The 10181-nt window shown below is 65.1% G+C and carries 12 protein-coding genes; 4 read left to right on the top strand and 8 right to left on the bottom strand.

The genetic code is table 11. From position 1 onward, the window contains the following. Positions 1–129 precede the first annotated feature (129 nt). On the top strand, positions 130–1557 hold the full coding sequence (locus ACDA63_RS19850) for a methyl-accepting chemotaxis protein (RefSeq protein WP_373665038.1): 1428 nt from the start codon (positions 130–132) through the stop codon (positions 1555–1557). Here the strand turns inward: ACDA63_RS19850 and ACDA63_RS19845 are convergent. The 8 genes from ACDA63_RS19845 to hda form a co-directional block, all read right to left on the bottom strand. Continuing rightward, entirely contained in the window at positions 1545–1928 is a 384-nt protein-coding gene (locus ACDA63_RS19845) for a VOC family protein (RefSeq protein ID WP_373665037.1), read from the bottom strand. The two genes, ACDA63_RS19850 and ACDA63_RS19845, sit on opposite strands and share 13 nt — an antisense overlap. Before the next feature lie 9 nt (positions 1929–1937). Further along, positions 1938–2753 carry a 3-methyl-2-oxobutanoate hydroxymethyltransferase gene (panB, locus tag ACDA63_RS19840; RefSeq protein WP_373665036.1) on the bottom strand — a complete coding sequence of 272 codons (816 nt, stop codon included), beginning with the start codon at positions 2751–2753 and terminating at the stop codon, positions 1938–1940. 38 nt (positions 2754–2791) lie between these two features. Next, the gene (locus ACDA63_RS19835; protein ID WP_373665035.1) at positions 2792–3433 is read right to left on the bottom strand and encodes a deoxynucleoside kinase; all 642 of its coding nucleotides are present in this window, start codon (positions 3431–3433) and stop codon (positions 2792–2794) included. Between the two features lie 12 nt (positions 3434–3445). Further along, positions 3446–3799 carry a DMT family protein gene (locus tag ACDA63_RS19830; RefSeq protein ID WP_373665034.1) on the bottom strand — a complete coding sequence of 118 codons (354 nt, stop codon included), beginning with the start codon at positions 3797–3799 and terminating at the stop codon, positions 3446–3448. 6 nt (positions 3800–3805) lie between these two features. Beyond that, positions 3806–4306: a 2-amino-4-hydroxy-6-hydroxymethyldihydropteridine diphosphokinase gene (gene folK, locus ACDA63_RS19825; protein WP_373665032.1), complete on the bottom strand. Its 501-nt coding sequence runs from the start codon at positions 4304–4306 to the stop codon at positions 3806–3808. A gap of 181 nt (positions 4307–4487) precedes the next feature. Next, the gene (gene pcnB / locus ACDA63_RS19820) at positions 4488–5858 is read right to left on the bottom strand and encodes a polynucleotide adenylyltransferase PcnB (RefSeq protein WP_373665031.1); all 1371 of its coding nucleotides are present in this window, start codon (positions 5856–5858) and stop codon (positions 4488–4490) included. A gap of 95 nt (positions 5859–5953) precedes the next feature. Then, positions 5954–6622, bottom strand: a complete 669-nt coding sequence (locus tag ACDA63_RS19815) for an HAD family hydrolase (protein ID WP_373665039.1) — start codon at positions 6620–6622, stop codon at positions 5954–5956. Then, entirely contained in the window at positions 6622–7308 is a 687-nt protein-coding gene (gene hda, locus ACDA63_RS19810) for a DnaA regulatory inactivator Hda (RefSeq protein WP_373665030.1), read from the bottom strand. Before hda ends, ACDA63_RS19815 begins: the two co-directional genes overlap by 1 nt. 238 nt (positions 7309–7546) lie before the next feature. Between hda and purM the strand changes: the two genes are divergently transcribed. The 3 genes from purM to ACDA63_RS19795 all read left to right on the top strand — a co-directional run. Continuing rightward, the gene (gene purM / locus ACDA63_RS19805) at positions 7547–8584 is read left to right on the top strand and encodes a phosphoribosylformylglycinamidine cyclo-ligase (protein WP_373665029.1); all 1038 of its coding nucleotides are present in this window, start codon (positions 7547–7549) and stop codon (positions 8582–8584) included. Positions 8585–8622: 38 nt separating this feature from the next. Beyond that, positions 8623–9621: a hypothetical protein gene (locus tag ACDA63_RS19800; RefSeq protein ID WP_373665028.1), complete on the top strand. Its 999-nt coding sequence runs from the start codon at positions 8623–8625 to the stop codon at positions 9619–9621. Between the two features lie 230 nt (positions 9622–9851). Further along, positions 9852–10181 (top strand): circularly permuted type 2 ATP-grasp protein (locus ACDA63_RS19795; RefSeq protein WP_373665027.1); only part of this gene is annotated, 330 nt, incomplete at its 3' end.

The following is a 10181-nucleotide window of genomic DNA, read 5'->3' as shown; positions in this document are numbered from 1 at the left end:
TTTGGTGCGCGATGCTCGCCGATGGTGCATGACGGAGCGATCGGCAAGGCCGATCCCACTGCGAGCGTGTGATGGGTCTGCGCATGGAAATTGCATGAATCGGTCAAAACGTCAAAAACGAGATCGGCCATGTTCGTCCGCCTTGCCCAACTGAATGTCCTTTTTGCCCCCTTGTCCGAAGCCACGCGCGGCGGCGTCGACCTGACGACGAAGTTGGCGGACGAAAGTTCCAGCCGCCTCTCGCGCATTACGGGGCTGATCAACGAGATGCTGGGCCGCTTTCATCACAGCATCGTACGGGTGGCTCGCACCTCGGTCAGCCTGTCGGAAGTGGCGCCGCACCTATCGCACGTGGCCGCCGAACTGGAGCAGCGGGCCCGTCAGCAAAGAGAGAATGCCGAATCCATCGCCGCAGCCAGCGCCGAGATGTCGCGCACGGCCGCCGCGATCGCGCAGGACAGTTCGGAGGCCGAGGCCTTCTCCGCACAAGTGCGCCACGCCACGCACGAAGCCAATGAGGCGAGCACCCGCGCCGAAGCCCAGATCCGGCACATTGGTGAAGGCGTGGCGGATCTGTCCGGACAATTGGCTGCCCTGCAGACCAGTTGCGCGGCCATCGGCCAGACCGTGCAACTCATCAAGAGCATCGCCGACCGTACCCGCATTCTGTCGCTCAACGCGGCCATCGAGGCGGCCCGCGCTGGCGATCAGGGGCGTGGTTTCGCGGTCGTGGCCGACGAGGTCCGCACGCTGGCCGACCAGACCAGCGAGGCGACCCGGCGGGTCGAGCAAGTGCTCACAGGTATCCAGCAGCAGGCCGGAGAGACGGCCGATGCCATGCTGCGCGTCGAGCGCGAAGTCGGCGCCGGCGTCGACACGACCGTGGCCGCGAGCGCCTGCCTTGCTGGCGCGGCAAGTCACATCGCCACGCTCATCGGCCACGTGAGGGCCATGGCGGACGCCAGCCGGGAGCAGGGTGACGCGGTGATGGAGGTCGAACGCCATGTCGAAGACGTCACCCAAGGCGCGCATCGCCAGTTTGACGACGCACACCGGCTTTCTGCCTGTGCGGCGCAGGTCCGCACGCAGACCGAGGCGCTACTCACCGAGATCGGCGAGTTCCGCTTCGACGGCCATCGCCAATTCCGCCAGCAAGTTGTCCAGACGGTCGCTCAGTGGCGCCTGGAGGGCTTGTCGCGCAGTGACCTGGAACTCCGGCTCGTCGCGCTGTGCCGCCAATTGCCGTCGCTGCAGCTGGCGTATGTCACCGACATGGCGGGGCGGCAGGTGTGTGGCAATGTCTCACCCGCTGGCGTCGATCCGCGAGCGATGGGACACGACTGGAGTTCGCGCGACTGGTTCCGCCTCGCGGCGCAGGACGCGCGGGTGTATGTCTCGGGGATCTATCGTTCGGCCGCGACCGACGATTTCTGTTTCACCATCTCGTTGCCCCTGCGCGACGGCGCCGGCCGCGCGCTCGGCGTACTTGGCGCCGACGTACGCTTTGATCACATCGTAGGGGCACAGGGTGCCGCAGCGGCAAATCACTCGGTGTAGTTCGAGACCTCGATGAGATTGCCGTCCGGGTCGCGGAAGTAGACGGACGTGATGGGCCCGGTAGCGCCGGTGCGCGGCGTGGGGCCTTCTTCAATGGCAACGCCTCGTTCGCGCAACTCGACGATGACGTTCGCAAGCGGCGTTGTCGCGATCAGGCAGAGATCGGCGGAGCCCGGCGTCGGGCGTGCGGCCTTGGGTTCGAACTCGCCCCCGGCCGGGTGGAGATTGATCTTCTGCCGCCCGAACGTGAGGGCCGTGCGTCCCGCGCCGAACGTAACGACTTTCATGCCCAGCACGTCGGAGTAGAAACGGCAGGTGGCCTCGATATCGGCCACCGTCAGCACGAGATGATCGAGTCGATCGATTTTCACCGAACGCGCTCAGTAGGTGTGTTCAGGTCCCGGGAAGCTGCTGTCGCGTACCGCTGCGACATAACCGGCCATGGCGTTCTCGATGCTGGTCGCGCCGTCCATGAAGTTGCGCACGAAGCGCGCCGTCTTGCCGGGGAATACGCCCAGCATGTCGTGCATGACGAGCACCTGGCCGTCGCATTCCTTGCCGGCGCCGATGCCAATGGTTGCCATGCTCGTGAGCGAGCGCGTAATGCGTTCGGCCAGCGTGGCCGGCACCATTTCGAGTACCACCATCGCGGCGCCCGCATCTTCAAGTGCCTTCACGTCGCTCAACATCTGCGCGGCGGATTCTTCGCTCTTGCCCTGCACGCGATAGCCGCCGAGCTGGAACACCGATTGCGGCGTCAGGCCGACGTGCGCGCACACCGGTACGCCGCGCTCAACGAGAAAGCGCACCGTCTCAGCCATGTACGCGCCGCCTTCGAGCTTGACCATGTTCGCGCCGGCCGCCATTACGGCCGTGGCGCTGCGCATGGCCTGCGACGGGCTTTCCTGGTACGAGCCGAAGTTCAGGTCCGTGATGATCCACGGCCGCTTTGCGCCGCGCGCCACGCATTGCGTGTGATAGACCATGTGTTCGAGCGAGACCGGCAGCGTGGAGGTCTGCCCCTGCACGACGTTGCCCAGCGAATCGCCGATGAGCAGGACATCGACGCCCGCGCGCTCGGCAGCGGCCGCGTAGCTCGCGTCGTAGCAGGTGAGCATGGCGATCTTGCGGCCTTCGGCGCGCATCTTCGCCAGTTCAAAAAGGGTGACTGGCTTGGTGTCGGCGAGGTAGCTCATGGCTGACTCCTTTCAGGTGATACAGGCCGGGCCGTCGGTTACTGCGCGTAGCCGAAGAACTCGCGATAGCTTCGCATGGCCTTGAGGCGTTCGAACAGGATCTCGAAGTCGTCGTCCTGTTCGACAGGATTGAGCACCTCGGCGTTCACGATGAACAGTGGCGAGGCGTCGTATTGGTGGAAAAAGCTCGCGTAGCGCTCGTTCACGCGCTCGAGGTACGACTCGGTGATGCGGCGTTCGCTGTCGAAGCCCCGTTTGCGCACGCGTTCGATGAGCACATCGGGCTGCGCCTGCAAGTAGATGACCAGATCGGGCACCGGGGCCGGCGGCTGCAGGCGGGTGAAGATCTCCTGGTACAGCGCCTCTTCGTCGGGTTCGAGATTGAGGCTGGCGAACAGCGGGTCCTTGGCGAGAAGAAAGTCGCTCACCACGCGCTGGCCCGGGTCCAGCTGGCCGAACTGGCGCAACAGTGCATCGCGCTGGAACAGGAAGGACACCTGCGTCGCCAGCGCCCAGCGATCCGTGCTGTGATAGAAACGGCCGAGGAACGGATTCTTCGCCGGATCTTCGAGCAGCAGCATCGTCTGCGGGTCCAGCCGTTCGGCCAGCCGTTTGGCCAGACTCGTCTTGCCTGCCCCAATGGGGCCTTCCACCACGATGTAGCGTGCGTTATCGAGCATTGGACGGGATTTTCAGCTTCGGAAGATGAAATAGACCGCGCCCAGCATACAGAGCGTGGCCCACAGGTAGTCAAGTTTGATCGGCTGCTGCATGTAGAACAGCGAGAAGGGCACGAACACCGACAGGGTGATCACTTCCTGCAGGATCTTCAGTTGCGGCAGCGTGAAATGCGTCACCCCGATGCGATTGGCGGGCACCTGCAGCAGGTATTCGAAAAGTGCGATGCCCCAGCTCACCAGTGCGGCAATGATCCATGGCCGGCTCTGCAGATTCTTGAGGTGCCCATACCACGCGAACGTCATGAACACGTTCGAACATACCAATAGAACGGTGGTCTGCACCCAGACCGGCACTGCGGCGAACATGGTGACTCAGTCCTCGATGCGTTTGATGCGCTGGTCGGCCACGCCGACGAGCAATTCCTGAATGGGGCCGTGCCCCGGGATATGCAGGTCCGGCGAGATTTCGGCGAGCGGACGCAGCACAAAGGCGCGTTCATGCATGCGCGGATGCGGCACGACCAGGCCCGGATGGTCGATGACGCGCTGGTCATACATCAGCAGGTCGAGATCCAGCGTGCGTGCGGCATTGGGCGTGGTGCGCACGCGACCGAAACGCTTTTCGACGGCCAGCAGGGTCTCCAGCAGCAGGGTGGGGCCCAGTGCCGTGTCGAGCAGCACCACCGCGTTGACGTAGTCCGGCTGGCCTTCGGCGCTGATCGGCGCCGTGCGGTACAGGCTGGAAGCCGTGAGCAGGCGACAGTGAGGTTGCTCGCCCAATGCGCGGATCGCCGCCCGCACGGTGTCGGCGGCGTCGCCCAGGTTGGCACCCACGCCGATCCAGGCGTTGTACATCGTCAATATCGAGCCCATGCGTCCCTTTCGCTTCAGAACCCGAACCGTGTGCCGCGCCGGCGCGCTCGACTCGGAGCGCTACGACGGCTCATCGTGGTCCTGGTTCTCACACCCTCGACGCTGCGCGCTGGGATGCCTCGGAGATTGAGGTTCCGGCCGCCATGGCGGCCGGGCGTACTTGTCTGCCTGCCAGGCGTGTTCAGTCTTCGCTGCCGGCCTCGGCGGTCACACTGCCGCCTGAGTCCGCTTCGGCCTTGCGGCGCGGACGACGGCGGCGCTTCTTGGCGGCGGCAGCGGGGTCGCGTGGCTGCGCCTGCAGCATCTCCTCGCGCGCGTTGCCGCCGGCATCGGCGAAGTTGTCCCACCAGTCCGGCAGTTCCATCGGAATTTCGCCGCTTTCCGCACGCAACCGCAGGAAGTCATAGCCCGCACGGTAGCGCGGTTGCTCGAGCAGGCGATAAGGCGCCTTGCCAGCGCGCTTCTCGAACCGCGGCTGCAGCGCCCAAATTTCGGTGATGTCGGCTGAAATACGACGCGTGATGGCGAGCTTTTCAGCCTGCGTGTCGAGCACTTCGCCCATCGCCGCGAACAGCGCCGGATGCGACGGTTCCTTGCGCGCGCGGCGCTCGTTCCAGTTCGTCAGCACCTGATGCCACAGCAAGGTGGCGAAGAGGAAGCCCGGCGACACCGACTTGCCGGCGCGCACGCGGGCGTCGGTGTTCTCCAGCGACAGCCACACGAAACGTTCGCCGACCGGCTGGTCGAGGATCACGTCCAGCATCGGCAACAGGCCGGTATGCAGGCCTTCTTCGCGCAGTTGGCGCAGGCAGGGCACGGCGTGGCCGCTGGTCAGCAGCTTGAGGATTTCATCGAACAGGCGCGCCAGCGGCACGTTTTCGAGCAGATTCGCCATCTCGCGGATGGGACGACGCGCATCCGGATCGATGATGAGCCCGAGCTTGGCCGCCAGGCGAACGGCCCGCAGCATGCGGACCGGGTCTTCGCGATAACGCTGGTGCGGTTCGCCGATCATGCGCAGGGTTTTTTGCTGCAGGTCGGCCACGCCGTGGTGGTAGTCGACCACCGTTTGCGTGCTCGGATCGTAGTACAGCGCGTTGACGGTGAAGTCGCGCCGGGTCGCATCCTCGGCCATCGAGCCCCACACGTTGTCCTGCAAGATGCGGCCGTGTTCGTCGGTCGAGCTCTCTTCCGAGTTCATCGCGCGGAAGGTGGAGACCTCGATGGTCTCCTGCCCGCTCATGACGTGCACGATGCGGAAGCGCCGGCCGATGATGCGTGAGCGACGGAACAGGGCGCGTACTTGCTCCGGCGTGGCGTCGGTGGCGACGTCGAAGTCCTTGGGCGTGGCGCCGGCGATGAGGTCGCGCACGGCGCCGCCCACCACATAGGCTTTGTGGCCAGCCTCCTGGAGTACGTAGCAGACCTTGCGCGCGGCGGGCGAAATGTCTTCCTTGCGGATGCCGTGCAGTTCAGCGGGGATGACGGCCGGTTCCTGCGTGACGGCCGGCTCGGCGCGCTTGAAGACGCGACGCAGCAATTTTCTGATCATGCGTTCTTATATGTGGGAGGCAAGGTGTCCGGGGCCGAATCCTGCAAAGTATATCCCCATGCGTGCGCCATTGCCTGAGTCGTATCGGGCGGATTTCAGCGCTGGCGCAGGCTGATGACCGGCCAGCCGCGCTCCGTTGCGTAGGCGCGCAAGGTCTCGTCCGGGTCTACGGCCACCGGACGCTTGACCTTTTGCAGCAGCGGCAGATCGTTGAGCGAGTCGCTGTAGAAGTTCGTCTGAGCGAAGCTGCCCCAATGCAGGGCCATCGATTCGAGCCAGGCTTCGACGCGGGCGATCTTGCCTTCACGGAACGCCGGCGTGCCGCGCGCAAGCCCTGTGAAGCGGCCGTTCTCCTGTGCCGGGACGGTTGCGATCAGATGCTGCACCCCGAACAGTCGGGCGATCGGGGCCGTCACGAAGGCGTTCGTGGCCGTCACGATGGCGACCAGATCGCCGGCGTCCAGATGCTCGCGCACCAGTTCAAGGCCGCGCGGCAGGACGATCGGCTCGATGCATTCGCGCATGAAGCGCACATGCAGCGCATCCAGTTCAGCTCGCGGCAGGCGCGCCATGGGTGCCAGTACGAACGCCAGGAAGGCGTTCATGTCGAGCGATCCGTCCTTGTACTGGGCGTAGAAGCGGTCGTTGGTGGTTTCGTACTCGTGGCGATCGACCACGCCCTGGTCGCACAGGAATTGCCCCCAGGCGTGGTCCGAGTCGCCGCCCAGCAGCGTGTTGTCGAGGTCGAAAAGCGTCAGGTTCATCATGCGTTGTTGTCGGTTTGGGCCGGAGTGGCGTCCTTGATGATGTCGCGCAGCAGCGGCAGGGTGACCGGGCGCGAGAGCGACAGCGATGCTTCGTCCAGCGCATCGAGTACCGCCATCAGCCAGGGCAGGTCGCGTCGCCCATGACGCAACAGGTAATTGACGATCTCTGGGCCGACCGTCATGCCCCGGCTGCGGGCGTGCTGCAACAGGGTAGCGGCTTTCTGCTCGTCGGCCAGCGGCTTGATCTCGAAAGTCAGCCCCTGGGCGATGCGGCTGGAGACGTCATCACGGATCGGCAGGCGGTGCGCCGGTGCGTCGCCGGCAATGATCAGGCTGCTCTGCAGATCGCGCGCGCGGATCAGGGCACGGAAAATGTCGCCCTGGGCCTCGGCGTCGGTTGCCTGCACGTCGTCGACCACGATCAGCGCGCCATCGGTCTCGATCGGCGTCTGCCATGCGTCCGCGGCAATGAACTGCGCCGGGCGCTGGTGCGCGGCAGCAACGGCGGCGTGCAGCAAATGACTGCGCCCGCTGCCGGCCTCGCCCCACAGATACAGCACGCTCCCGTCGCGCCGCGCCAGTTGCTGCGCCAGCGCGGCGAGCAGGTCGGCGTTGTCGCCGGGCACAAAGTTGTCCAGGCGGCATTCGACGTGCGGCCGGATGTTAAGAATCAGTTGTCTCATGCGTTGTCCGGGCGCGCCGCACGCATTGCGTGGGTGACGCCTTTACTGCCTTCTGCTACCCCAATATTGCCGATGTTGGCTAGCCGAAGCGCACATTTGGCGCGGCCAAGGAGCGCCGGTTTGGTAGAATCCCGCCCTTGTGTTCCTGCTGCCCGGCGCGGCGGCAGGAACCGCGCAAGGGCCGACAAAGGCCGTTAATGTTACCTGTGTGGCGGCTGAACTCAACCGCCTGAGAGGATTGCAAGTGAGCTCCCTGACTTATCGCGACGCCGGTGTGGATATTGACGCGGGCGACGCCCTGGTCGACCGTATCAAGCCTTTCGCCAAGAAAACCATGCGCCCCGAGGTCCTCGGCGGCATTGGCGGCTTTGGCGCGCTGTTCGAAATTTCCAGGCAGTACAAGGAGCCGGTGCTGGTGTCCGGCACCGACGGCGTCGGCACCAAGCTCAAGCTTGCATTCGAACTGAACAAGCACGACACGGTAGGCCAGGACCTGGTCGCCATGAGCGTCAACGACATCCTCGTTCAGGGCGCCGAGCCGCTGTTCTTTCTTGATTACTTCGCCTGCGGCAAGCTCGATGTCGACACCGCTGCGACCGTGGTGCAGGGCATTGCCCGCGGCTGCGAGCTGTCGGGCTGCGCGCTGATCGGCGGCGAAACGGCCGAGATGCCGGGCATGTACCCGGCTGGCGAATACGATCTGGCCGGCTTTGCCGTCGGCGCGGTCGAAAAGAGCCAGATCATCGACGGCTCGACGATCCGCCCGGGCGACGTCGTGCTCGGTCTGGCGTCCTCTGGCGCGCATTCCAACGGCTATTCGCTGATCCGCAAGATCATCGATCTCGCCAAGCCCGACATGAACGCTGACTTCCACGGTCGTCCCTTTCGCGACGTGGTCATGGAGCCGACCCGCCTGTACGTCAAGTCGATGCTCTCGCTGATCAAGTCGCGTGCGGGGCTCGTCAAGGGCATGGCGCACATCACCGGTGGCGGCCTGCTGGAAAACGTGCCGCGTATCCTGCGCGACGAGCTGACCGCCGTGATCAGCAAGTCGGCCTGGCAGATGCCGCCGCTGTTCCAGTGGCTGCAACAGCAAGGCAACATCGATCCGAACGAGATGTACCGCACCTTCAACTGTGGTGTCGGGATGGTGGTGATCGTGGCCGCCGAAGACGCCGATGCCGCCACCGCAGCGCTGGTCGCACAAGGCGAGACGGTTTATCGCCTCGGCCAGATCGAAGAACGCAACGGCCGCGCTCCCACCGTCGTCGTCTGATATTTCTTTCCAACATGCGGCGCGCATTGTGCAGCCTGATGCTCAGTGCCGCCGTACTGGCCGCGCCCGCCTCTGCGGCCGTCAAGGAAGTCCTCGGCGGTCGCCTCGAAGTTGTGACACCCGAGGGGCGCGGGCAACTTGCCATCGCGACTTCGCAGGACTGGAATGCACCGCTGCCCCAGATCGAGCGGGCAGTCGTCGTGTTCCATGGCGTCAATCGCGACGCCGCCAACTACCTTCGCTACGCCCTTACCGCCCTGCGCGATGCCGGCGCGTCCGAATCCGCGACGCTCATCGTCACGCCGCAATTCCTCAGCACGGCAGATGTCCGCGATGGGCTCGCCGATGACTTGCTGCGCTGGCGCCGCGCTGGCTGGGAGGACGGTCTGCCTGCCGCCGCGCCGGCATCGATCAGTTCGTTCGAAGCCATCGATGCCATCCTCGCCCGACTGAGCGACCGCACGCGCTTCCCGGCACTGCGCGAGGTGGTGCTGGCGGGGCACTCGGGCGGCGGCCAGGTGGTGCAGCGCTACGCCGTGGTGGGGCAGGGCGAGGCCGCGCTGGCGGCGCGCGCCGTGTCGGTTCGATACGTCGTCGCCAACCCTTCCTCGTATCTGTACTTTTCCAATGCCCGCCCGACGGGTGATTCCACGTTCGCACCGGTCAATGAGGTGGCGTGTCCCACCGCCAATCGCTGGAAGTACGGGTGGGCCGACGCCCCAGCCTACGCCCGCGCACTGTCGCCAGCCGCCTATGAGGCGCGCTACGTAGCACGCGACGTCATCTACCTGCTGGGGGGCGCCGACATCCGCCCCGATCACCCTGCGCTCGACAAGAGCTGCGCCGGCGAAGCGCAGGGGGCGTGGCGGCTGGCGCGCGGCCAAGCCTATGTGACGTATTTGCGCCAAGGTAATCCGGCGCTTGGACATCGTGCCTGGATCGTCCCCAAGGTGGGGCACGACGCGGGCCGCATGTTCGATTCGGCCTGCGGCCGGGCGGCCCTTTTCGATCTTGGCGGTTGCCGCACCGTCTTCTAGAACAGGATTCTGGACCGGCTCTTTGTACGGGTCGGCATGGTGCGTTTTCGCCATTTGGCATGCACCTTGCGCGATTCGTGCACCAGAAGCGGGCGTGTCGCACGATGGCCGGCGACTGCGCCCGTGTTGGCGCCATGTCATGAGGGGCATGGTTATCTGCCTGTCATCTACTCATGGCATATCTTTCGCTTCATGTCGTTCAGACCTGAACACGCGAAGTGAGGATCGTTATGGCGGCGACTCAGTTCTACAACGAGATGACCGAGCCCGACGGCGAGGTGCGCTCGCACTACAACAAGTTCCAGGAATGGCTCGGTGCGATCTCGCCGCAACGTCTTGCGGACAAGCGTGAAGCGGCCGATGCGCTCTTCCACCGCGTCGGTATCACCTTCGCCGTGTATGGCGAGGCCGAGGGAACCGAGCGGTTGATTCCGTTCGACGTGATTCCCCGCATCATCCCGGCCGATGAGTGGCAACTGCTGGCTTCGGGCTTGCGCCAGCGCGTCAAGGCGCTCAACGCCTTCATCCACGACATCTACCACGACCAGGCGATCATCGCG

The organism is Uliginosibacterium sp. sgz301328, from assembly GCF_041807905.1.
In the GTDB taxonomy this organism is placed as follows: Bacteria; Pseudomonadota; Gammaproteobacteria; order Burkholderiales; family Rhodocyclaceae; genus JBGVSA01.
This window is presented reverse-complemented; position numbering and strand designations above follow the sequence as displayed.